Origin of the sequence: Kocuria sp. CPCC 205258, assembly GCF_040981005.1 — a bacterium.
Lineage (GTDB): Bacteria > Actinomycetota > Actinomycetes > Actinomycetales > Micrococcaceae > Kocuria > Kocuria rosea.
In genome coordinates this window covers 1-21,664 of sequence record NZ_JAVKPS010000001.1, presented here as the reverse complement: position 1 = coordinate 21,664, position 21,664 = coordinate 1, and the positions used below count along the sequence as shown (strand labels likewise).

Annotated in this window: 23 protein-coding genes; 21 read left to right on the top strand and 2 right to left on the bottom strand. The window is 69.2% G+C overall.

Annotated features, from left to right (window positions below; all coding sequences use genetic code 11):
- The first annotated feature begins 62 nt into the window (after positions 1–62).
- The 5 genes from RF644_RS00115 to RF644_RS00095 all read left to right on the top strand — a co-directional run bounded on the left by RF644_RS00115 (position 63) and on the right by RF644_RS00095 (position 4,853).
- Positions 63–812: an energy-coupling factor ABC transporter ATP-binding protein gene (locus RF644_RS00115; RefSeq protein WP_368794889.1), complete on the top strand. Its 750-nt coding sequence runs from the start codon at positions 63–65 to the stop codon at positions 810–812.
- Positions 812–1,519: an energy-coupling factor transporter transmembrane component T gene (locus RF644_RS00110; protein ID WP_368794888.1), complete on the top strand. Its 708-nt coding sequence runs from the start codon at positions 812–814 to the stop codon at positions 1,517–1,519. Before RF644_RS00115 ends, RF644_RS00110 begins: the two co-directional genes overlap by 1 nt.
- A gap of 79 nt (positions 1,520–1,598) precedes the next feature.
- Positions 1,599–2,210, top strand: a complete 612-nt coding sequence (locus RF644_RS00105; protein ID WP_368794887.1) for a biotin transporter BioY — start codon at positions 1,599–1,601, stop codon at positions 2,208–2,210.
- Between the two features lie 86 nt (positions 2,211–2,296).
- Positions 2,297–3,706: a class I adenylate-forming enzyme family protein gene (locus RF644_RS00100; RefSeq protein WP_368794886.1), complete on the top strand. Its 1,410-nt coding sequence runs from the start codon at positions 2,297–2,299 to the stop codon at positions 3,704–3,706.
- Positions 3,687–4,853, top strand: coding sequence for a thiolase family protein (locus tag RF644_RS00095; RefSeq protein ID WP_368794885.1), 1,167 nt, complete (start codon positions 3,687–3,689; stop codon positions 4,851–4,853). Before RF644_RS00100 ends, RF644_RS00095 begins: the two co-directional genes overlap by 20 nt.
- A 108-nt stretch (positions 4,854–4,961) precedes the next feature.
- On the opposite strand, the gene RF644_RS00090 is transcribed toward RF644_RS00095, so the two are convergent.
- The gene (locus RF644_RS00090) at positions 4,962–5,177 is read right to left on the bottom strand and encodes a hypothetical protein (RefSeq protein WP_368794884.1); all 216 of its coding nucleotides are present in this window, start codon (positions 5,175–5,177) and stop codon (positions 4,962–4,964) included.
- Between the two features lie 114 nt (positions 5,178–5,291).
- On the opposite strand from RF644_RS00090, the gene RF644_RS00085 reads away from it, so the two are divergent.
- The 16 genes from RF644_RS00085 to RF644_RS00010 all read left to right on the top strand — a co-directional run bounded on the left by RF644_RS00085 (position 5,292) and on the right by RF644_RS00010 (position 20,954).
- Positions 5,292–5,855: a CGNR zinc finger domain-containing protein gene (locus RF644_RS00085; RefSeq protein ID WP_368794883.1), complete on the top strand. Its 564-nt coding sequence runs from the start codon at positions 5,292–5,294 to the stop codon at positions 5,853–5,855.
- Positions 5,856–5,972: 117 nt separating this feature from the next.
- A complete protein-coding gene (locus RF644_RS00080; protein ID WP_368794882.1) occupies positions 5,973–7,172 on the top strand; it encodes a glycoside hydrolase family 26 protein in 1,200 nt (399 codons plus the stop codon).
- Between the two features lie 39 nt (positions 7,173–7,211).
- Positions 7,212–8,414, top strand: coding sequence for a glycosyltransferase (locus RF644_RS00075; RefSeq protein ID WP_368794881.1), 1,203 nt, complete (start codon positions 7,212–7,214; stop codon positions 8,412–8,414).
- Positions 8,415–8,677: 263 nt separating this feature from the next.
- Positions 8,678–9,364 carry an A24 family peptidase gene (locus RF644_RS00070; protein ID WP_368794880.1) on the top strand — a complete coding sequence of 229 codons (687 nt, stop codon included), beginning with the start codon at positions 8,678–8,680 and terminating at the stop codon, positions 9,362–9,364.
- Positions 9,365–9,613: 249 nt separating this feature from the next.
- A complete protein-coding gene (locus RF644_RS00065) occupies positions 9,614–9,823 on the top strand; it encodes a Flp family type IVb pilin (RefSeq protein WP_368794879.1) in 210 nt (69 codons plus the stop codon).
- A 153-nt stretch (positions 9,824–9,976) separates the two neighbouring features.
- Positions 9,977–10,351, top strand: coding sequence for a TadE family protein (locus RF644_RS00060; protein ID WP_368794878.1), 375 nt, complete (start codon positions 9,977–9,979; stop codon positions 10,349–10,351).
- Positions 10,339–11,373, top strand: a complete 1,035-nt coding sequence (locus RF644_RS00055) for a pilus assembly protein TadG-related protein (RefSeq protein ID WP_368794877.1) — start codon at positions 10,339–10,341, stop codon at positions 11,371–11,373. Before RF644_RS00060 ends, RF644_RS00055 begins: the two co-directional genes overlap by 13 nt.
- A gap of 57 nt (positions 11,374–11,430) precedes the next feature.
- Positions 11,431–12,177 carry a Flp pilus assembly protein CpaB gene (gene cpaB, locus RF644_RS00050; protein ID WP_368794876.1) on the top strand — a complete coding sequence of 249 codons (747 nt, stop codon included), beginning with the start codon at positions 11,431–11,433 and terminating at the stop codon, positions 12,175–12,177.
- Positions 12,174–13,403: a CpaE family protein gene (locus RF644_RS00045; protein ID WP_368794875.1), complete on the top strand. Its 1,230-nt coding sequence runs from the start codon at positions 12,174–12,176 to the stop codon at positions 13,401–13,403. Before cpaB ends, RF644_RS00045 begins: the two co-directional genes overlap by 4 nt.
- Entirely contained in the window at positions 13,400–14,917 is a 1,518-nt protein-coding gene (locus RF644_RS00040) for an ATPase, T2SS/T4P/T4SS family (protein ID WP_368794874.1), read from the top strand. Before RF644_RS00045 ends, RF644_RS00040 begins: the two co-directional genes overlap by 4 nt.
- Positions 14,917–15,864 carry a type II secretion system F family protein gene (locus tag RF644_RS00035; protein WP_368794873.1) on the top strand — a complete coding sequence of 316 codons (948 nt, stop codon included), beginning with the start codon at positions 14,917–14,919 and terminating at the stop codon, positions 15,862–15,864. Before RF644_RS00040 ends, RF644_RS00035 begins: the two co-directional genes overlap by 1 nt.
- A gap of 27 nt (positions 15,865–15,891) precedes the next feature.
- Positions 15,892–16,758: a type II secretion system F family protein gene (locus RF644_RS00030; RefSeq protein ID WP_176337875.1), complete on the top strand. Its 867-nt coding sequence runs from the start codon at positions 15,892–15,894 to the stop codon at positions 16,756–16,758.
- 112 nt (positions 16,759–16,870) lie between these two features.
- Positions 16,871–17,806, top strand: a complete 936-nt coding sequence (locus RF644_RS00025) for a glycosyltransferase family 87 protein (protein ID WP_176337874.1) — start codon at positions 16,871–16,873, stop codon at positions 17,804–17,806.
- Positions 17,807–18,074: 268 nt separating this feature from the next.
- Positions 18,075–18,644 (top strand): class F sortase, encoded by a 570-nt coding sequence (locus tag RF644_RS00020; protein ID WP_368794872.1) that lies wholly within the window; start codon positions 18,075–18,077, stop codon positions 18,642–18,644.
- A gap of 151 nt (positions 18,645–18,795) precedes the next feature.
- On the top strand, positions 18,796–20,223 hold the full coding sequence (locus RF644_RS00015; RefSeq protein ID WP_368794871.1) for a hypothetical protein: 1,428 nt from the start codon (positions 18,796–18,798) through the stop codon (positions 20,221–20,223).
- Between the two features lie 35 nt (positions 20,224–20,258).
- A complete protein-coding gene (locus tag RF644_RS00010; protein WP_368794870.1) occupies positions 20,259–20,954 on the top strand; it encodes a hypothetical protein in 696 nt (231 codons plus the stop codon).
- 120 nt (positions 20,955–21,074) lie between these two features.
- On the opposite strand, the gene RF644_RS00005 is transcribed toward RF644_RS00010, so the two are convergent.
- Entirely contained in the window at positions 21,075–21,308 is a 234-nt protein-coding gene (locus RF644_RS00005; RefSeq protein WP_368794869.1) for a hypothetical protein, read from the bottom strand.
- Between the last annotated feature and the right edge of the window lie 356 nt (positions 21,309–21,664).

The following is a 21,664-nucleotide window of genomic DNA, read 5'->3' as shown; positions in this document are numbered from 1 at the left end:
GCACCGGGGCGCGGCAGCGGCCGCCGGCCGCTGAGCAGGACGAGGAGAGGACGGTTTCCACGGTGTCGATCAAGCATCCGCTGCGGGACCGGTCCCGCCGGGCGGAGCCCTCCGTCCTGCCGGGGACCCGGTCCTCGGCGATCCGGCTGACCGGGGTCACGGTCACCCGGGAGGGCCAGGACGTCCTGCGCGACGTCGACCTGTGCCTGGACGAACAGCGGATCGCGGTGATCGGGCTCAACGGATCGGGCAAGTCCACCCTGGTGCGCCTGCTCAACGGGCTGCTGCTGCCCACCCGGGGCACCGTGCAGATCGGTGGGCTGTCCACCGCGACCGACGCCAAGCGCATCCGGCGCCAGGTGGGCTTCGTGTTCCAGAACCCGGAGAACCAGATCGTGATGCCGCTGGTGGCCGAGGACCTCGCCTTCGGGGCGAAGAACCTGGGCCTGCGCGGGGCCGAGCTCTCGGCCCGGGTGGACGGGGTCCTGGAGCGGCTGGGCATTCCTCACCTGGCCGAGCGGGAGTCCTACGCCCTGTCCGGGGGCGAGAAGCAGCTGGTGGCCCTGGCCTCGGTGCTGGTGATGGAGCCGTCCACGATCGTCTTCGACGAGCCGACCACCATGCTCGACCGGCGCAACCGGCGCCGGCTGCAGGCCACCATCGACGAGCTCGACCAGCGCGCCGTCGTGGTGACCCACGACCTGGAGCTGATCGGCGGCTACGACCGGGTGCTGGTGGTGCACGAGGGCCGGATCGCCTTCGACGGCGCCCCCGGACCGGCCGTCGCGTTCTACTGCGGGATCAGCGACTGATGGGCGCGGCCCGGCAGCAGGACGCCCGCAACAGCGCCGCTCGCCCCCACGGTGCCCGGCCCCACGGTGCCGGTGGGTTCCACCGTGCCGGGCCCACCGGTGTGCTGGCCCGGATCCCGGCCGGTCCCAAGTTCGCGTTCCTGTTCGCCGCCAGCCTCGGCATCTACGCCGTGACGCACCTGGGCGTCCAGCTCGCCGTCTTCGGCCTGGCCGTGGCCGCCGCCGGGGCGACCCGCACCCCGGTCACCCGTCTGGCGCGGCTGCTGGCCGGGCTGCTGCTCATCGTCGGCGTCGTCTTCCTCACGTTGGGGTTCACCACGACCTGGGAGGCGGCGGCGGTGGCGGCGCTGCGGCTGCTGAGCCTGTGCCTGTTCGCCTGGGCGGTGAGCCTGTCCACCACCTTCGCCCAGATGCTGGCCCTGTTCGAGCGGCTGCTGGCCCCGACCCGGCGCCTGGGGCTGAACCCGGCCCAGATGAGCCTGGCCCTGTCGATGACGATCCGGTTCATCCCGCAGATCCGCACCCAGTACCTCGAGGTCCGCGAGGCCCAGTTCGCCCGCGGGCTGCACAACAGCCCGGTGGCCGTGCTGGTGCCCCTGCTGGTGCGGACCCTGGAGTCGGCCCAGGAGATCGCCTCCGCCCTCGACGCCCGCTGCTACGACTCCGCGCCCCCACCGCGGGCCGCGCCCCGGACCGCCGCCGACTGACCCCTGGCCCCCCGACCGTTTCAGACGTCTCCGCCCCGCCTGCTCGAGCCCCGCCGCTCGTCCCCGATCGAAGGACCCCATGACCACCATGACCTCCCGGACCGCCGACAGCTCCCAGACCACCCAGAGCACCGTCCTGGTGGCCGTGTTCGCCGCCCTCATCGCCGCCCTGGGGCTGGTGCCCCCGATCACGGTGGGGATCATCCCGGTGCCCATCACGCTGCAGACCCTCGGGGTGATGCTCGCCGGGGCGCTGCTCGGGCCGGTGCGCGGGATGCTCTCCGTCGTCGTCCTGCACGCCCTGGTGCTGGCCGGGCTGCCGCTGCTGGCCGGGGGCCGGGGCGGGCTCGGGGTGTTCCTCGGCCCGACCGGCGGTTACCTGGTCGGCTGGATCCCCGCGGCCCTGGTCATCGGGGCGCTGGTGCAGTACTGGGCGATCCGGCGCACCGGCCGCACTGCCCGCTTCGCCGCGGTGCTGCTGAGCGTGGTCGTGGGCGGCATCGCGGTGATCTACGCCTTCGGCATCCCGTGGACGGCCGTGGTCACCGGGCTGCCGCTGTCCACCTCCGCGCTGGGCGCGCTCGTGTTCGTCCCCGGGGACCTGCTGAAGGCGGTCGTGGCGACCCTGGCCGCGATCAACGTCCACCGCAGCTACCGCCGGCTCCTGGGCGGGACGCCCACCGCCCGCTGACGACGGGTAGGCGCCACACGCCGGCAACCGTCATGCACGACTCACTGCCGCATCCGCAGTGTGAGACCAGCACCGAGGACGAGGACATGCCCTTTCTGGACCGCGTGACCCGCTGGGCCGAGGACCGCCCGCAGGAGCTCGCCGTCGCCTGCGGGAACGACCGGCTGAGCTGGGGTGATCTGCGCGCCGGGGCCGCGGCCCTGGCCGCCTCGGGCGAGCCCACGGGGATCCTGCGGCAGGCCAACGGCACGGACTTCGCCGTCCGGTGGGCCGCCGGAGTGGCCGAGGAGCGCGTGTGCGCCGTCCTGGACCCGTCCTGGCCGGAGGACATGACCGCGCAGGTGCGGGAGCGCTGCGCGGCGCGCCTCCCCGCCGATCCGGCCCCGGCGGAACTGCGCGACGGCGACCCGGCCTCGGCCTTCCTGATCGGCCTGACCTCGGGCACCACGGCCCTGCCCAAGGGCTTCCAGCGCAGCCGCGCCTCCTGGCGGCGCTCGTTCGAGTCCTCCGCGGAGCACTTCGGTCTGGGCCCCGAGGACCGCGTGCTGGCACTCGGGCCGCTAGCGGCGAGCCTGAACCTCTACGCCCTCTCCGAGTGCCTCTACGCCGGGGCCGGCTTCGTGACCCTGCCGGGCTTCGACGTCGCCGCCGCCCACGCCGCGATTCCCCGGCACGGGGTCACCCGCCTGGTGCTCGTGCCCACGATGCTGCGCGTCCTCGCCGAGCGCGGCCTGGCCGCCGGTGCCGACGCGAGCGGGATCACGGCGATCGTGTGCGCCGGGCAGAAGCTGGACCCCACCACGTTCGAGGCGGCCCGGCGCTGGGCCCCGCAGGCCACGATCTGGGAGTACTACGGTGCCGCCGAGCTCGGCTTCGTCGCCGCGCGCTGCCACCCTCCGGGCGAGCCCGCCGAGATACCCGCCGAGGACTCCGGCACCGCGGTGGGCGTCCCGTTCCCCGGTGTGGACGTGGCTGTCCTGGACGACGCCGGGAACCCTGTGCCGGAGGGCGTGACGGGCACGATCTGCGTGCGCTCGGACCTGGTCTGCGACGGCTGCCTCTGGGGCGACGACGGCCAGGGCCTCGGCCGGCTCGGCGGCCTGCACACGGTGCGGGACCAGGGCTTCCTCCGGAATGGGCAGCTGCACGTGCTGAGGCGGGCGGCGGAGATGATCAACACCGGCGGGCTCAACGTCTATCCGCACGAGGTCGAGGCGGCCCTGGCCCTGGTGCCCGGAGTGGCCGACGTCGTCGTTGCGGGCCTTCCCGACGACGCCCGCGGTCAGCGGATCGTGGCCGGGATCCTCCCGGCCGCCGCCGGGCCGGACCGGGGGCGGATCCGGGCCGGACTGGCGGGGCGGCTGGCCCCGGCCAAGCACCCGCAGCAGTACTGGGAGCTCCGGGAGCTGCCGGTGACCGCGAACGGCAAGCTCAGCCGCGCGGTGTTACGCGACTGGATCCTCGAAGGAGACGCCCGTGTCCGTCCGCTCGGCTGAGGCCCCCGTGCTGGTGCTGGGCCGGCGCACGCCCCTGGCGCGCGCCGGGACCCTGCTCGAGGGCGTGCCCGTCCACCGGCTCCTGGCACCCGTGTTCCGATCCTTGCTGGAGGACGCCGGGCTGGACCCCGCCCGGCTCGCCGACGTGGTCGTGGGCAACGCGGTGGGCGCCGGCGGCAATCTCGCTCGGCTCGCCGCGCTGGAGGCCGGTCTGCCGCTGTCCGTGCCGGGCCTGACGGTCGACCGGCAGTGCGGCTCGGGTCTGGACGCCGTGGTGCTGGCCTGCCGGCTCGCCCAGGCCGGGGCCGGCCGGGCCTTCCTCGCCGGCGGGGCGGAGAGCATCAGCACCGCACCGCTGCGCGGACGACGACGCGAGGACGGGGGAGTCGAGTACTACCGCCGCGCCCAGTTCGCCCCGGAGCACCTGGGCGATCCCGACATGGGGGAGGCCGCCGAGACGGTCGCCCGCGAGCACGGGATCGGCCGGGAACGCCAGGACGACTACGCACAGCGCAGCCACCGGCGGGCGCTGGCCGCCGCGGAGGCGGGGGCCTTCGCGGACGAGCTGGTGCCGGTCACCGGACCCCGTGGAGAGGTGCGGGCCGACAACGGCCCGCGGCGGGCGCTGAACGCGAAGCTGCTGGCACGCTTCCCGGCCGTGTTCGCGGCCGGTGGGACGGTCACGGCTGGCAACTCCTGCGGGGACGCCGACGGCGCGGCCGCCGTGCTCGTCACCGACCCGGCCACGGCCCGGGCTCTGGGCCGGCGGGACGGGCTCGCCTTCCGCGGTGCGGTGACGGTCGGGGTGGACCCGGCGCGGCTGGGCATCGGCGCCGCCGTGGCCGCCCGGCTGCTGCTGGCGGAGCAGGGCGTGGCGGTGGAGGAGCTGGCGGCGGCCGAGTTCAACGAGGCCTTCGCCGGACAGGTGCTGGCCTGCACGGACCTGCTCGGCCTCGACCAGGAGGTGCTCAACGCCGAGGGCGGCGCCCTGGCCCTGGGCCACGCCTACGGCGCCTCCGGGGCGGTGTCCGTGGTGCGCCTGCTGTCCCGGTCATGGGCCCTGCCCACCGGGAGCCTGCTGCTGGCGATGATCAGCTCCGCCGGCGGGATCGGCACGGCGGCCCTGTTCGAGAAGGTCGCGCTCTGACCGGAGCGGGTGCGCCCTGGACGACAACCCGTGCCCCGGCCGAGAACTGTCCCTCCGGCTGGGCCGGTGGCCGGCCACGGGCGAGTGGCCCGGGTGACCGCGTGCCGCTCAGCGCGAGCGCTGCGCCGCCGGGAGATCCGCGTCGTCCAGGGCGGGGTAGGACGGGCCGTGCTCGCCGAGCACGGTCACGCCGCGCCGCACGTTGTAGTACACGTCCCGCAGCGTCCAGCTGCGCAGGGCCGTGCGCTCGCGCCGCGGGACGGACTGCCGGCCCACGGTGGCGAACACGAAGAGCAGCGCCAGGAGGTAGAGTCCGCCGACCATGAGGAGCTCCTTCTCGCGACCATCGTCGCGTAAGGGTCTAAACTGTTGATGACACTCACGCTAGCCGTGGAAGGGATAAGTAGTCAAGTGCATTTTGCCTATGACACTGAAGACGTGCTCGAGTCCGACGTGGCGCTGATGAACACCGCGCCGGGGGCCTCCCGCTCCGGGGAGGACGAGCTGGTGACCACCGCGCAGCTGCGGGCCCTCCTCGAGGAGCACGGCTGGTCGGGGCGCTTCGACCGTGACGAGCACGAGCTGGCCGAGGTGCGTGAGGTCCGCGGCGAGCTGCGGCGGGTCTGGGCCCTGGAGCGGGACGCCATGGTGGACGCGGTCAACGCCGTGCTCGACACCACCGAGCTAGCCCCGCACCTGGCCCGGCACGACGGGAAGGACTGGCACCTGCACGCCTCGCCCTCGGACGCCCCCCTGGCCGCCCGTCTGCGCCTGGAGACGGCGTTCGCCCTCGTGGACGTGATCCGGGCCGACGAGACGGAGCGGCTGCGGGAGTGCGGGGCCGAGGACTGCGACGGGGTGCTCCTGGACCTCTCCCGCAACCGATCCAAGCGCTTCTGCAGCCAGCGGTGCGCCAACCGCACCAACATGACCGCCTACCGCCGGCGCCAGGCCTCCGACACGGACACGGACGACCGCCCGGACTCCGGCGCAGGGGCGTGAGCCGGCCCGGCTGACGGGCCGGAGCGGGGAGCGGGGCATCGTCGTCGTTCGTCACGGACCGCGCCGCCGGACGCCTATTTCCATGATTTTCTATTGAGTGCTTCCTAAGCTGAGCAAGTGAAGGAATCCTCGCTCGTCGCCGTCGTGTTCGTCGCCGCCCTCGCCCTGGGCGGCGGTACCCTCGCGGCCCAGATCTCCTCCCAGCCCGACGAGGAGGTCCAGGCCGCGCCGCTGCCGGTGTGCACCGTCCTCGACCGGTCCGAGCTGGTCCCCCAGACCGGCGCCCTCTACGGCGTGAACCTCGACTGGGAGGACAAGCCGCTGGCCGACTACGCCGAGCGGCTGGGCCACCGGCCCGCCGTGTCCGTGTCCTTCACGGGGTTCCCCTACGACGAGCGCGGGCACGACTACCTGCGGATGGCCGCCGACCAGATCCGGTCCGACGGCCGGATGATGCTGCTGACCCTCGAGCCCGAGGGCGGGCTCGCCGAGGTTACCGACGACGCCGTGCGGCAGCTGACCGCCGACCTCGCGGCGATCAACGACTCCGGGGTGCCGGTGGTCGTGCGCTTCGCCCACGAGATGAACGGCTCCTGGTACGCCTGGGGCCACCAGCCGACGGCCTATGTGGAGGCCTATCGCCGCGTGGCGGACGCGGTGCACGAGCAGGCCCCCGGCTCGGCGATGATGTGGGCCCCGAACTACGGGGGCGGCTACCCCTTCGCCGGCGGGCAGCACGAGGCCGAGCCCGGCACCGCGGACTTCGCGGCCCTCGACACCGACGGCGACGGCGCGCTGACCATGGCCGACGACCCGTACGCCCCCTACTACCCGGGCGACGACGCCGTGGACTGGGTGGGCATGTCCCTGTACCACTGGGGCGACGCCCACCCCTGGGGCGAGAACGAGATCCCGGAGCCCGGCAAGTTCGCCGCCCAGCTCACCGGCACCTACGACGGCGCCGGCGGCGACGACAGCGCCGTGCCCGACTTCTACGCCGAGTACGGGGAGCGGCGCGGCAAGCCCGTGGCCATACCGGAGACCGCCGCCCTGTACAACCCGGCGGTGGGCGGCGCCGACGAGCTGGCGATCAAGCGTGCGTGGTGGGGCCAGGTCTTCGACGAGTCGATTCCCCAGGACTTCCCGCAGCTGAAGATGATCAGCTGGTTCGAGTGGGACAAGCACGAGGTCGAGATCGACGGGCCGGTGGACTGGACGACCACCAACACCGCCGCCGTCCGCGACGCCTTCACCGCGGATCTGCCCGAGTGGCTGCACTGGGGCCCGGAGGAGAGCTGCACCCCGGCCGGTTCCTGACCCACTGCGGTCGGGGCGCGGCAGGAGCACACTGGGTCCATGAGGATGATGCTGCTGACCGCGGGCACCCGCGGCGACGTGGAGCCGTTCGCCGCCCTCGCCCGTTTCGCCGCCGGCCACGGCCACGAGGTCCGCCTGGGCCTCCCCGACTCCTCCGGCGTGGACCTGTCCGGGCTGGACACCGTCAGCCTCGAGGTGGACTTCCATCGGCTGGTCCAGGAGCACGGGATCTCGCCGTGGACGGCCGTGCGGCACTTCCGCACCGAGGTGGGCCCCGACATGCGCCGGATGCTGGCCGCCGCCGTGCGGGAAACGCTCGCCTTCGCGCCGGACGTGGTGGTCCACCACCCCAAGGTGCTCACGGCCCCGGCGGTGGCACAGGCGCTGGGCGTTCCGCACATGGTGGTCGAGGCCGTTCCCGTGCTCACCCCCACCCGGCAGTTCCCGGCGCCCGGCGTGGTGAACCGGGACCTCGGCCGGTTCAACCGGGCCACCTACGCGGTGGCCCGCGGTGCCGAGCGGATGTTCCGCCGGGACATCGACCGCGCCTGCGCCCAGCTGCCCGGCGGCCGGCCGAGCACCGTTGTTTCCCCGGCGGCCACGCTGCTGCCCATCAGCCCGCAGCTCCTGCCGCGCCCGGACGACTGGCCGGCCTCCGTGCACCTCACCGGGTCCTGGCACTCCGACGCCCCGGCGCTGGAACCCGATCCCGCCGTGCGCCAGTTCCTTCGGGGCGGGCCCTACCTCGTGGCGACCTTCGGCTCCATGGCGTCGGGGGACCCGATGGCCCGGGGGAGGGCGGTGGTCAAGAGTGCTCGTGCCCACGGTCTGCGCACCCTGCTGCTCACCGGGTGGGGCGGTCTCGCGCTGCCGGACGAGCTCCGGGGCGACTTCCGGGACGACGAGGTGCTCGCCGTGCCGTCCCTGCCGCTCGACGCGGTGCTGCCGGGTGCGGAACTGGCCGTCCACCACGGCGGGGCCGGGACCGTCCACACCGTGGCCCGCGCCGGCGTCCCGCACGTGGTGGTCCCGTTCCTGGCCGACCAGCCGTTCTGGGGCCGGCAGCTCCACAGCATCGGCCTCGCCGCAGCGCCCATCCCGCAGAAGAAGCTGACGGCCGAGCGGCTCACCGCGGCGATCGGCGACGCCCTCGGATGCCGTCCCGCCGCCGAGCGGGTGGGCCTCGAAGTGCGGAAGGAACGCGGACTGGAGGCCGCGCTGTCCGTGCTCAACTCCTGTTGATCGGGAAAAACACAGAATGCTGACGATCTTCGAATATTCGTTGTCTGTTTTTCTCGATAATTGCTCGATTCCCGCTCGCGGTCTGAGTATTTCCGCGCTCGACAACCCTCCACTCACGAAATGCGCGGTGACGTACTCAAACACCGGAAAGGCCAACCTTTCGGTTAGTCTCTGTCCCGGACGGAACCCTGAATGGGGGACGGACACTGACCCGGGCGTCAGCCGAAGCGCCCACGTATCGGAGGGGCGCTTTCGTGGAGTCCATGCTCGGAACAGCCCCTCTCTGGTGGGTGCTGGCCGCCGGTCTCGGGGGTGCTGTGGTGGGCTGGTTCCTGCCCCGTGCCGTCCTGCGGTCCAGCCCCGTCACGGACGAGCTCGACCCGGCTCCATCCCGTCCGGTGCTCATGGTGTTGACGGCGGCACTCTTCGTCCTCGTGGCCTCGTTCTTCGGGCTCAGCTGGCAGCTCCCGGCGTACCTCTTCTTCGTGGCTGTCGCGGTGATTCTCACAGTGATCGACCTGCGGCACCACTTGCTCCCCAACGCCGTGGTACTGCCCGCCCTGGTCTTCGGCTTCGTGCTGCTCGCCGTGGCTGCCGTGGGGGAGAACGCCTGGGCCGCGTTGCTGCGCGCAGTGCTGGGCGCCCTCGTGCTGTTCGTCCTCTATCTCGTGCTGGCGCTCATCTCGCCGGCCGGGCTCGGTATGGGCGACGTCAAGCTGGCAGCAGTGCTGGGACTGTTCCTCGGCTTCCAGGGGTGGGGGGCGGTCTTCGTCGGAGCCCTTCTGGCCTCGATCTTCGGTGCACTCGTGGGACTTGCCATGCTGACGTCCCGCCGCGGCGGACTGCGCAGTGACGTCCCGTTCGGCCCATCAATGCTGGCCGGGGCCCTGGCGGCAGTGGTGTGGGGCGAAACCCTCGCTCGGGAGCATTTCCTGCCAGGCCTCTCCTGACGCCGTTCGGGGGACAAGCTCCATGCCGTGCAGGTAGATGCGGATGAATGCACCTCTCCACTAGGCATTACGTCCATTTTTGACGTCCCCCAAAGTGCATGCATCTGAATGCTTGTGTGTTTGCGATCGTGACAGCTATCTTTTCTACAGGTCGGTAAGCAAGTGGCAGACAGATCCCGCGAGACGCGAATGCCAGGGCTCGTTCTCCGACTCAACCCCCTTATTTATCTCTCATCGTGAGGACACACCATGTTGCCCATTCTCGTCACCCTCCAGTACGTCGCAGACGCCAAGAACTCCATCGTTGACCGCCTGACCCGCGAGGAGAAGGGCGCCACCGCCGTCGAGTACGGCCTGATCGTCGGTCTGATGGCCGTCATCATCGTCGCCGCCTTTGCCATTCTCGGGCCGAAGATTAACTCTCTGTTCGGCAATCTTGACTTTGGCACCGCCAAGTAAGTCAGCGCAACTAAGTCTGATGTGTCACTGCCTCTAATCTGAAGCGCCGCGGCGCCCCTCCACGGGCGCCGCGGCGCTGCTCTTGACCTTGATTTGACTGGCTCGTTCATCAATTTCAGCCATACCCGCATTTATTGAGGAAAGGACCACTTCATGGGTCGCTGGCGCTCAGAGCGGGGAGCCGCAGCCGTCGAGTTTGCACTGGTACTTCCGATGCTTCTTTTGATCATGCTGGCCATCATCGAATTTGGCCGGGCCTACAACGCCCAGATCAGCTTGACCCATGCAGCACGGGAGACAGCACGGTACATGGCAATCGACAAGGACTGGGGCGTCGCGGCAGCTAAAGGCGTGGCCGCTGCGCCGTCTGTCGACCTCGCAGCCTCAAATTTCGCCACGTCGACCAACACGTGTCCCAAGGGAACCGACGTGCACATCACCGTGAACTACGACCTGAAGACGATCACCGGTGTTGGCGGAGGCAAGATGAGTCTGTCCGGCAAGGCGGCCATGCGATGCGGCGGCTGATCGACGTCTTGGAACGGGCTCGAGTGCGTCACCGAGCAGACAGCGAACGCGGTGCGATCGCCGTGACAACCGCGCTGACCCTTGTCGTCCTCCTCGGCTTCGCCGCCATCGCGATCGACTTCGGACTGATGTACGAGGAAAGAGCACAACTGCAGAACGGAGCCGACTCAGCGGCCCTAGCGGTGGCACAGAATTGCATCGAAGCCCCTTCCACGTGCTCTTCCTCTGCACCGCACATCAGCAGCAAAATTGCCCTCGACAACACCCGGGATGGGCTGTCTGACATCGCGTCACTGACTTTTCCCTCGTCCACCTCGGTCAGCGTGCAGACGCAGGCAAACGATGGCAAGGCCGGGGCAGGGAAGCTCGCTCTCTCTATCGCACCGGTGCTGGGTGTCAAAGATCCGTCGATCTCTGCGGCTGCCTCCGCGTCGTGGGGCGGACCCGGAACAGGGCCGGCAACTCTGCCCATCGCGGTGTCCCACTGCCAGGCCACGAAAGCCTTCGAGCAGTCCGGCTCCACAGTGGTCCTCGACATCACGGGCAAATCGAACCTGCCGGGGTGCACTCATGAGGGCAGTTCGGTGCCGGGTGGATTCGGGTGGTTCCGTCAAGGAGCAAAGGCGGAGTGTGGTCAGGAGACGTCCCACGACGACATCGTCTTCAGTGACCCCGGGAACGATTTCGCGGAATCCTGCGACGACGTGTTGAAGGGGCTGCTCCACAAGTCCATCGGGGACGTCCTCCTGCTTCCCGTCTATGACAGCACCGCGGACAGCGGCAACAACGCCAAGTACTACATCTCCGGGTGGATCGCCTTCAAAGTCACCGGGTGGAACTTCGGCGGCAGTGCCAAGGACGACAACAACGTCAACGTCCGGGAGCACGCGAACGAGGGACTGTGCACCGGCAGCTGCCGTGGCATCATCGGAACCTTTGTGCGCTACGCCAGCCTTGACGAGCTGTACACCGACGACGGTCCGCTCACCTACGGAGCAGCGGTCGTGAAACTCAGCGACTGATGAGCACCACCATTCCCAGTCCCATCTGCATTTCTCACCTGTGAGGACGACACTCCCGTGAAGACCCGTATTCTCGCCGGCTTTGTGATGGCGATTCTTGCCATCGCCGGCCTGGTGCTCGTCACCACCTACGTCGGCACCGCCGACGCCCGCGCCCTGGACGACCAGGAGCCCCGAGAGGTCTACCTCGTCACCGCCCCGATCCTCAAAGGCACCCCTGTGGAGGAGTTCGGCGAGTCCGTCGCCCTCCACACGGTGCCTGCTGCCGTCGTCCCGGACGGCGCGCTGCCCTCTCTTGAGGGCCAGAGCGGAAAGGTCGCCGGCGTCGACCTGCAACCGGGGGAACAGGTCCTCGACTCCCGGCTGGTCGACCCCGCGGCCCTGGAAGCCCCCGGCACCGTGCCCGTCCCGGACGGTCTGCAGGAGGTCACCATCCAACTGGACGCGCCACGTGTGGTCGGTGGTCAGCTCACGGCCGGGGACCGGGTCGGCTTTTTCGTGTCCTTCGAAGAGGACGAGAACCGCAGCTCTCGTACGTCCAAGGACCTGGACAAGGTCCTCGTCACCTCGGTGCAGGGTGCTCCCTCTTCGGCCGCGCCTGCAGAGGGGGAGAGCGGCACGGACGTCACGGGCAACGAGGCACCTGCTGTCCCGGAGGGCTCGATGCTCGTCACCCTCGCTGTCAACGCTGACACCGCGGAGAAGATCGTCTATGCCTCCGAGTTCGGCCGGATCTGGCTCTCGCTCGAGGGCAAGGACGCCGAGGAGAACGCCAACGGCGCCACGCGGGAGGACTTCTCGTGAGCCGCCTTCTGCTGGTCACCGGTGACCCCGGCTACGACACCCGTTTCCGCCAAGCCGTCCAGGGCCGAATACCCGGCGAGGTGCAGACCGTTCTCGGCACCGCCCTGCCGGCCACACCGGACGAACTGCTCGGCCGCTCCGTGGGCGAGCTGCCCACCGTGGTCGTCATCGGGCCCGGCCTGGACCTGTACGAGGCCCTTCGCCTGGGCGGCGTCTTCGACATCCAACGTCCCGAGATCTCCCTCGTCCTGGTGGTGCCCTCGGACATGCCGCTTGCCATGGCCGCCATGCGCGCCGGCTTCCGTGACGTGTTGGACCTCGACGCCGATCCCGACGCTGTCCTCGGCACCCTCTCCCGCGTCCTCGACGCGACCGAGTCCCGCCGCCGGATGATGCCATCAGGCGGTCCCGCCACCGGTAGCTTGCACGCTGTGCCATCGGCTCCTCGCGACGACTCCCGCACGATCGTCGTGACCTCTCCCAAGGGTGGGGTGGGCAAGACGACCATGGCCACCAACCTGGCCGTGGGCTTGGGGCGGCTCGCGCCCATGAACACCGTGATCGTCGACCTCGACGTCCAGTTCGGTGACGTCGCCGCCGCCCTGCGACTCGCTCCGGAACACTCGCTGACCGAGGCGGTGACCGGCCCCGCAGTTGACGACGCCCTGGTGCTCAAGACCTTCCTCACCGTCCACCCCGCTTCGATCTACGCCCTGTGCACACCGGCCAACCCGGCAGAAGGCGAACTGATAGGCGGCGCTCAAGTGGCCCATCTCCTGGAGCAGCTCTCGGGACAGTTCCAGTACGTCGTCGTCGACACCGCACCGGGCATGGGCGAGCATGCGCTCGCCGCCCTCGAGGCGGCCACCGACGTCGTCTTCGTCACCGGCATGGACGTCCCCGGGATACGTGGGCTGCGCAAGCAGATGGACCTTCTCGGGGAGATCGACCTCGTGCCGCCGAACGCCCAGGTCGTGGTCAACGCCGCCGACCGCAACACCGGGCTGTCGGTGCAGGACGTCGAAGCGACCGTCCGGGCCTCGGTGGACCATGTGGTCCCCCGCTCCCGGATGGCCGCCTACGCCACCAACCGGGGTGAGCCCCTGCTGCTGCACGCACCGAAGGACAAGGCCGCACGACAGTTGCAAGCCCTCGTCGATTCTTTCGCCCCCGAACGCCCCGCCGCTCGGCGAGGCCTGCACCGGAAGGCCATGGTCCGCTCGTGAAACTTGCCGAACGTCTCGCCGCCGCACGCGGTGAAGCCCCTCCCACGGCTGCGGCGGCTTCTGGCGCGACCCCTCAACCCGTTGCCGACCGTCCGAGCGAACCGAGCACGGACCTCGCGGGCAGCGAAGTCTCTCCTCCTGCAGATGACGACTCGCCGTCCCCCGGCTCGCTCGTGCTCCCCGCATCCGTCGCGGAGGTCCCGGCCGATCCGGCACCACGCGCCCAAGCCGGGAAGTTCGACGCGTTGGCCGGGCTCAAGCACCGGGTCAAACAAGAGCTCCTGGATCGCATCGGCTCCCGGCAGTCGGACTCAAGCCTGTCCGACGTGCAGCTCAAGAACTTCGCCACGAAAGAGCTCACCCGCATCGTCGCGGAGGAGCAGGTGCCGATGTCCTCCGAGGAGCGTCTCCGGCTGATCCGCTCCGTCAGCGACGACGTGCTCGGCTACGGTCCCCTCCAGGAGTTGCTCGACGACGACTCCGTCACCGAAATCATGGTCAACGGCCCCGACCAGATCTTCATCGAACAGAAGGGCAAGGTGACCCTCTCGGAGTCGACCTTTGCCTCGGAGCAGGACCTGCGCCACGTCATCGAGAAGATCGTCACCCAGGTGGGACGGCGCATCGACGAGTCCTCGCCCCTCGTCGACGCGCGTCTCCCGGACGGCTCGCGCGTCAACGCGGTCATCCCGCCGCTCGCGGTCAAAGGCTCTTCCCTGACGATCCGCAAATTCGCCAAGGACCCGCTTACCGTCGAGGACCTCATCCGCTTCGGGTCGGTGTCCCCCCAGATGGCAGAGCTGCTGCGTGCGTGCGTCGAGGCGCACCTCAACATCCTGGTGGCAGGCGGTACCGGTACCGGCAAGACCACGATGCTCAACGTGATGTCCTCGTTCATCCCGCACGGCGAGCGCATCGTGACCATCGAGGACGCCGTGGAGCTGCAGCTGCAGCAGGAGCACGTGGTTCAGCTCGAGTCTCGCCCGGCGAACATCGAGGGGCGGGGGGAGATCACCATTCGAGACCTGCTCAAGAATTCCCTCCGCATGCGGCCGGACCGGATCGTGGTCGGGGAGTGCCGTGGCGGCGAGGCCCTGGACATGCTTCAGGCGATGAACACCGGACACGACGGATCTCTGTCCACCATCCACGCCAATTCTCCGCGCGACACCATCTCGCGACTGGAAACCTTGGTCATGATGGCCGGCATGGATCTGCCGCAGCGAGCGATCCGTGAACAGATTGCCTCCGCCATCCACGTGGTTGTCCAGCTGTCACGGCTCCGGGACGGCACGCGCCGCGTCACCCACATCACCGAGATCCAGGGCATGGAGGGTGAGACCGTCACCCTGCAGGACGCCTTCCTCTTCGACTGGGACGCCGGAGTGGATCCCCGCACCGGCCGGTTCCGTGGCACGACCCGCTCCACGGGGGTGCGCCCGCGGTTCGTGGACAAGTTCGAGGACTATGGCATTAAGCTCCACTCCTCCGTCTTCGATCCGGGGCGGCGCTGATGGCACCGCTGCTGATCGGCGTCGGGCTGCTCTGCCTCGCCGGGTTGCTCGGGCTTTTCGTGGTCTTCCGCTCACGCACGCCGCGACTGCCCATGGACCGGCGCCGGCCGCCGCGCGGACCCCGGGAACTCGAGTCATCGCAGCTGTCCCGGCTCTCGGGTGTCACCACCGAGGCTGTCTCCGAGTTCCTGGAGCGCCGGGGGTGGACGCGCAAGGTTGCCGCCGCTCTGGAGAACGCAGGCATCAAGTCCTCGCCGGCCGACTTCCTCGTGCTGGTCATCATCGGGGCGGTGGTCGCGGCGGCGGCCGGGACGCTCGCTGGGGGACTGCTGCTCGGACTGGTGTTCTTCCTGACGGCTCCCTTCGCGGCCAAGCTCGTGATCGACTTCCTCACGAATCGGCGCAAGCGGAACTTCGCCGACCAGCTCGACAACACACTGCAGCTCTTCTCCGGATCGCTACGAGCTGGCCACTCCCTGCTGCGCGCTGTCGACGCGGTAGCCAAGGAGTCCCAGGCTCCGACCTCGGAGGAGTTGACGCGAATCGTCAACGAGACCCGTCTCGGCATGGACCTGGACGCTTCTCTCGATCAAGCCGCCAAGCGCATGGACTCCCAGGACTTTTCCTGGGTCGCCCAGGCGATCGGCATCCACCGCGAGGTCGGCGGCGACCTCGCGGAGGTCCTCGATCGTGTGGCAGGCACCATCCGTGAACGCAATCAAATCCGGCGACAGGTCAAGACACTTTCGGCCGAGGGGAAGATGTCCGCCTACATTCTGATGGCTCTGCCCGTGCTGATCGCGGGAATCCTGTCCTTGATCTCTCCCGAGTACATTTCCCAATTTCTCACGAGCGGCTTCCTCGGCTACGCAATGATCGTCGTTGCCCTATTGATGTTCGCGATCGGTGGCTTCTGGATGTCGCGGATCGTCAAAATCAAGTTCTGATTCTCCCCCTTTCTCGAAGGACGTTCCATGACCCCCCTTTTCCTCGGCATGCTGCTTCTCGCCGGTGCCGCGGGCCTGGCCATCTGGCTCGCGGTGGGTGTGCGCTGGGGCGGCGACCGGCTGGTGCGCCAAAACCTGAGAGTCGGCTTCGGTGCCACCGAGGCCGAAATGATCCGCGACGCACCGGACTTCGGCTGGGCCAGCCGGTTCACCACCGGTAACGGCCAGGAGCGGCTTGAAACCCTTTATTCGAAGGCGGGCCGGCCTGCAAGCTGGCCGGTCGCCCGCCTGATGGCTTACAAGGTCTATGCCCTGGGCGCCGCCCTCTTGGTGGGCCTGCTGCTCCTAGCCATGACCGGGGGCAACGGCATGATCCTGCTCATCGTGGTGGTCATGGTGCCGGTGGGTTACTTCCTGCCCGAGCTGTTGCTGTACAGCCAAGGCATCGAGCGGCAGAAGGCCATCGGACTCGAACTTGCGGACACCCTTGACCAGATGATGATCGCTGTGGAGGCCGGCCTCGGCTTCGAGTCCGCAATGGCCCGCGCCGGGCACAATGGCAAAGGCCCACTCGCCGAGGAACTCGTGCGCACGCTTCAGGAAATGCGTGTGGGCATTCCGCGCCGCGACGCCTACCTGGCGCTCGAGCAACGAACTGATGTGCCGGACCTGCGGCAGTTCACACGCGCGGTAATTCAGGCCGATGCATACGGAATTTCCATCTCCACGGTGCTGCGGACGCAAGCCGACGAAATGCGCATCAAGCGTCGGCAACGGGCGGAAGAGGCGGCGCAAAAGATCCCCACCAAGATCCTCATACCACTCATGCTTTTTGTGCTCCCGGTACTTTTCCTGACAGTGCTAGGTCCGGTTGTGCTGAGCTTCGTTAGCTGAGGAGCCCGCGCGAGTACATCACTTCGACCTTGTGGTGGTCGCGATGAGTTATGTCAGCCGTATTGTCAAAGGTATGGCGCGTGACTCACAAGCCAGAAAGTAGATAAACTTCATGGGCGTTACATCAATCAATTCGGCAGGCAATCGATGGCCCGTTCCCGCAGGCAAAGCATTTGCTGAGAATTTTCCACTCTTCATGAAGGCCGCGCTCTCAGGATTGTGGTTCATGTCGGCTCTCGTCATTGTTCAAATCGTCCGATCTGTTATGGCCGAGCCGAGGGTCTTCGGCCAGGATTCACATGCGTACTGGCTTGCGGCGCAGGCCGAACTCGTATACAGCAGACCCGCTGGCACGCTGGACGCCTATCTCTACTCCCCAGTGTTCCTGACGCTCATCAAGCCGCTCACGTGGCTGCCTTGGCCGGTCTTCCTCGCGGCGTGGACGGTCTTGTTGCTGGCGATAGTCGTCTGGCTGGTGCGGCCCCTGCCATGGGAGTGGGCCGTTCCTCTGGCCGTGTGCTGCCTGCCGGAAGTCTTGGTGAACAACATATTCTTGCTCTTGGCTCTAGCAGCGGTGGTGGGCATGCGTTGGCCAGCTTTGTGGGCATTCCCAATCCTGACGAAAGTGACAATGGGAGTGGGGCTTCTATGGTTTGCCGCTCGCGGTGAATGGTGGAGCCTGATCAAGGGCATTGGCGTGACAGCGCTGATCGTGGCAGTTGCGTACGCTGTGGATCCACTTTCCTGGCAGGCCTGGGTCCACTTCCTGCTCAGCAATCGTGACGGCACAAAGGATGGACTGGCACTGTTCGCACTGCGTTGCCTGGGCGCCGTCGTGTTGGTGGTCGTCGGCGCCCGGCTGAACTGGCCCTGGCTGGTTGCCCCGGCCATGCTTCTGGCCTCTCCCGTCCTCGTCTCCATCGTGCCTGCTGCTTTGCTCGCCGCGATTCCTCGGCTGGCGATGTTGAACAGTGCAGGGCCGCCTCCCATTCAGTTCCTGAATACTGGAGAAGATATGTCTATTTCGAAGTCCCCTCTGGGGGCCTGATGACAAGAGTTGTTGTCCCCTTCCAGGACGGCTCCACAGAACGCTGTCACGCCCACGGAACGGGTCTTGTACAGTGACCGCCCCTACTCGCGAAATTTACGAGTCGAGACGCCGACGCCCCGTGCTGGTCACCGTCCTGGCGATAGTTTCGCTTTCGGCCGCAGGCCTGGCCGCACACCAGTGGACCGTAGGCGCTCAGGCCGTCGGCTTGGGAGGCGTCATCCAGCACGACGCCCCAGGGTCTGTTAGAGCTCCGGGTCCTATCGGTGTGTCGTCACTTGATCCGGACGACGCCCGGGCCGCCGGTGACCCGGGGTCCCACTCCGCGGTGCGGGGACCGAAGACCTGCGGGAACCTGTCCATCCGGGCCCGGGTCTGCTCCCCGTCGATCGGCATCGACGCGGCGCTCGATTCCATGGGCACGGACGCGGCCGGGAACATGGCGGTGCCCACCCACGAGGACCGTGCGGCGATCGGTTGGTACTCGGCCTCCGCCCCGATCGGCGGTGAGCGGGGCAACGCGGTGCTGGCCGGCCACGTGGACTATCCCTATGACGCTCCCGCGCTGGCCACGCTCTACACGGCGCAGCCCGGGCAGAAGCTCTGGGTCTCGGACGGGACCGGGGGAGTGTTCTCCTACACCGTGACCACAGTGCGGGAGCCGACCCCGCGGGACGCGCCGCCGCGGGACATCTTCGAGTTGACCGGAGACCCGGGACTGTCCCTGGTCACCTGCTCGGGCGACTACGTCCAGCCGGACGGAGCGCCGTCCTGGTCGTACACGAACAACCTCATCGTGGACCTGGCCCTCGATCCCGCGACCGTCCCCGTCCCGTGATGCAGCCGGGCTGCCCGTCCCCTCTTGTGCGCACACCCGGCGTCGCACAGTGACTTCCTCGGACGACACCCCCCTCCATGCAATTACATTAGTAAAGATCGGTCGGCCGCCCACCGGCCTGCCGATCCCCACACGATCCCCAGGAGTTCCCATGCCCTCCCCCCGCCCCGTCCGCCGCGCGCCGCTCCTCGCGGTGGCGGCTCTGGCCGGCACCACCACGGTGACCGGGACGCTGGTCGCCGCAACGCCGGCCGCAGCCGTGCCCGTGGCGATCGCGGAGTACCTCGTCGAGGTTCCGGAGGGGAGCTCGAGCACCGGCGCGGAGTCGTTCTACACCCCGGTGACGTTGAGCAACACCGACACCGCCTACGGCATCCACGAGGACCAGCCCCTGGCCCCCGTCGGAGAGCTCGTGCTCGACGACGACGGCTACTCAGTGGCCGAGCCCTTCGACGACCCGGCCGCCGGGTGGGAGAACGTGGTGGGCGAGAAGGTCGGCGAGACCCCGGTCTACTGGGAGCCGGAGAACGCCGCCCTGGCCGGATACATCCTCTCGGTCTTCGGTCCCACCGAGGATCCGGACGAGGCGCTGGCGGTGCAGTGGACCGTGCGCTCCCTGTCGACCGCGGAGCTGCCGCAGCCTGCCGGCATCGAGCAGTCGCACCTGGACCGGGCCGAGTTCCTCATCCAGGACGCGCGCCACAACGTCCCGGCTCTCGCCCCGCAGGACGGCTACCGGGTCTCCGTGTCCTTCGCGCCGAACGGTCGGCCCGACACGCTGCTCGTCACGATGCCGGAGGCCTACTACGCCACGACCGTCACCCTGTCCGGGCCCGTTACCTTCGCCGACGGGACGAGGACGCAGAGCTTCACCGGCGGGGACCGGGACAAGTACCTCGAACTGGCCGTGCCCGCCGGGGTCACCGAGGGCGAGCTCACTGCCGACCTGACGGCGACCATGCCCTCGACCGAGATCACCGTCCTGGCCGACGACCAGTACCGCGACCTGCTCATCGCGGGTCAGGAGCGCACGGTCGACTGGGGTGCGAGCGCCGGGTTCGAGATCGACGCCCCGACCGCGCTGGAGGAGGTCCCCGACGAGGAGACCACGCCCCCGGACGACGACGAAACCGGGGGCACGCCGGTCGATCATGAAACTTCCACCGGCAACGACACCGACGACGACGGAATCGGTGGCTCCGGCGGCGACACGGACTCCGGCGACGGCGCGACCGGATCGGACGCCGAGCCGGTGGCCCGAGATCGCGGCGCCCCTGTCCTCGAGATCGTGACGGACGCCGACGCCGAGCAGAAGCTCACGGCGACCCTCGAGGCCTTCGTCCTGTTCGACGAGCAGACCACCACCTCCACGGAGGTCGTCACGGAGACCACCATGACGGCTGGGGGAGCGGCGTACGCCGAGTCGGCGATGGCCAACACCGGCATGGGCGCAGCTCCTGCGGCCGGTGAGCGCAGCGCGATGACCTCGGTGGTCCTCGTCGTGGTCGCCGTCGGCGCGGGCCTCGGCGCCTGGCTGCTGCGACGACGCCCCACCGCCACCTCGGACCGGTCCGCCTGATGTTCACCTCCGTCCCAGTTCTCCGGGAGATCTCGATGAGCCGCACCACCCGCACCGTCGTCGTCGCGTCCCTCGCGCTCGCCGCCCTCACCGGCTGCGGCAGTGCCGCGGCCGAGGCGAAGGGTGCGCACACCTACGAACCCCTGCCGCCGCTCAGCACCGCGACGCCGACCACCAGCCCGGCGCCGCAGCCGACGTCCCCGGCGGCGCCCGAGTCCTCTCCTGCCCCGACGGCTGAGGCCTCTGCGGACCCTGCCGCCCCTGCCGCAGGGGCGGCCCAGGTCGCCGCCCCGGTCGGCGGCACGGCAGGCACGAGCATCCCCGGGCAGGCACCCGTTGCCGGGTCCTCATTCGCCCTCGGGCAGGCACCTGCCGCTGTGGCGGGGCCCGTGGGTGGTGGCATGCCGGTCCAGGCGACGGAGCGGACGTCGACCAGCACCACGACGACCACGTCGACGACGATCGAGGCCGGTCTCAAGCTCGTGGTCACCTGCGAGGGGCTGTGCCTGCTGGGCGACCTCTCCACGCCGGAGCTCGCTGGTCAGGACGGACCGTTCTCCGAGGACCTCCTGCGGCAGGCGCTCGAGGAGGAGCTGGGTGGGGAGGGCGGCGACCAGCAGCAGCTGACCGACGACCTGCTTGAGCAGCTCATGCAGGGGCAGTGGGCTCTGGCAGAGCGGGATCTCGAGGGCGGGGACGAGAAGCTGGTCTTCTCCTCGGCCCGGAAGTAGGTCCGCGGCGTCCGGAGCGCGGTCATCCGGCGGAACGGCGCGGTCCGCGCCCGTCGCGCGCGGCTACAGCATACGACGACGCACCCGGCCCTTGACCTCGGCCGGGTGCGTCGACGTCGCTCAGGCAGGCACGGCCGCCCAGTGCACGGCGAAGCACGCCGTGGCGGCCATCGAGTACAGCCACACGGAGGCCTCGCGGGTCCACGGCACCTTCCGGGTCATGGCAGAGCTGATGACCGCGGCGATGATCAGTCCGATGCCCAGCCACAGGGACCAGTCGGTGAACTGCTGGAGGACGGCGCCCAGCACGCCGGTGCCGGCGTCGTCGAGGACACGATCGATGTCGAGATTCATGGTGAGAACTCCCCCCGGAGCTGACGAACGTTCCGGGCGCCCCCATGACGCCCGCGACGACAAGGGTGCGACACCGGCGGCGGGGAAGCGGAGGATCAGCCGGTCCCTGGGCAGCCGGGGCGGGCACGCCCTGACAGTGCCGAGCCTATTCGATGAATTTGCAAATGCATCGGCGGAGGGCGTCGCTTCTTGCGGGGACAGCCGGCCCCGCGCGTCGTCGTCGGGACATGCGGAAGGCCCCGGACCGACTGGTCCGGGGCCGTTCGCTGGTGGTCGGGATGACAGTGTGCTGGTTCAGGACATAGGCAAGGCATGTCTCGGGACATCGGCAACATGAGGTCGCACATCCGCGGCAG

Coding starts and splice junctions, on each gene's coding strand:
- RF644_RS00110 (WP_368794888.1), top strand. CDS start 812: ATGGGCGCGGCCCGGCAGCAGGACGCCCGCAACAGCGCCGCTCGCCCC.
- RF644_RS00105 (WP_368794887.1), top strand. CDS start 1,599: ATGACCACCATGACCTCCCGGACCGCCGACAGCTCCCAGACCACCCAG.
- RF644_RS00100 (WP_368794886.1), top strand. CDS start 2,297: ATGCCCTTTCTGGACCGCGTGACCCGCTGGGCCGAGGACCGCCCGCAG.
- RF644_RS00090 (WP_368794884.1), bottom strand. CDS start 5,177: ATGGTCGGCGGACTCTACCTCCTGGCGCTGCTCTTCGTGTTCGCCACC.
- RF644_RS00075 (WP_368794881.1), top strand. CDS start 7,212: ATGAGGATGATGCTGCTGACCGCGGGCACCCGCGGCGACGTGGAGCCG.
- RF644_RS00070 (WP_368794880.1), top strand. CDS start 8,678: ATGCTCGGAACAGCCCCTCTCTGGTGGGTGCTGGCCGCCGGTCTCGGG.
- RF644_RS00065 (WP_368794879.1), top strand. CDS start 9,614: ATGTTGCCCATTCTCGTCACCCTCCAGTACGTCGCAGACGCCAAGAAC.
- RF644_RS00060 (WP_368794878.1), top strand. CDS start 9,977: ATGGGTCGCTGGCGCTCAGAGCGGGGAGCCGCAGCCGTCGAGTTTGCA.
- RF644_RS00055 (WP_368794877.1), top strand. CDS start 10,339: ATGCGGCGGCTGATCGACGTCTTGGAACGGGCTCGAGTGCGTCACCGA.
- RF644_RS00035 (WP_368794873.1), top strand. CDS start 14,917: ATGGCACCGCTGCTGATCGGCGTCGGGCTGCTCTGCCTCGCCGGGTTG.
- RF644_RS00030 (WP_176337875.1), top strand. CDS start 15,892: ATGACCCCCCTTTTCCTCGGCATGCTGCTTCTCGCCGGTGCCGCGGGC.
- RF644_RS00025 (WP_176337874.1), top strand. CDS start 16,871: ATGGGCGTTACATCAATCAATTCGGCAGGCAATCGATGGCCCGTTCCC.
- RF644_RS00015 (WP_368794871.1), top strand. CDS start 18,796: ATGCCCTCCCCCCGCCCCGTCCGCCGCGCGCCGCTCCTCGCGGTGGCG.
- RF644_RS00010 (WP_368794870.1), top strand. CDS start 20,259: ATGAGCCGCACCACCCGCACCGTCGTCGTCGCGTCCCTCGCGCTCGCC.
- RF644_RS00005 (WP_368794869.1), bottom strand. CDS start 21,308: ATGAATCTCGACATCGATCGTGTCCTCGACGACGCCGGCACCGGCGTG.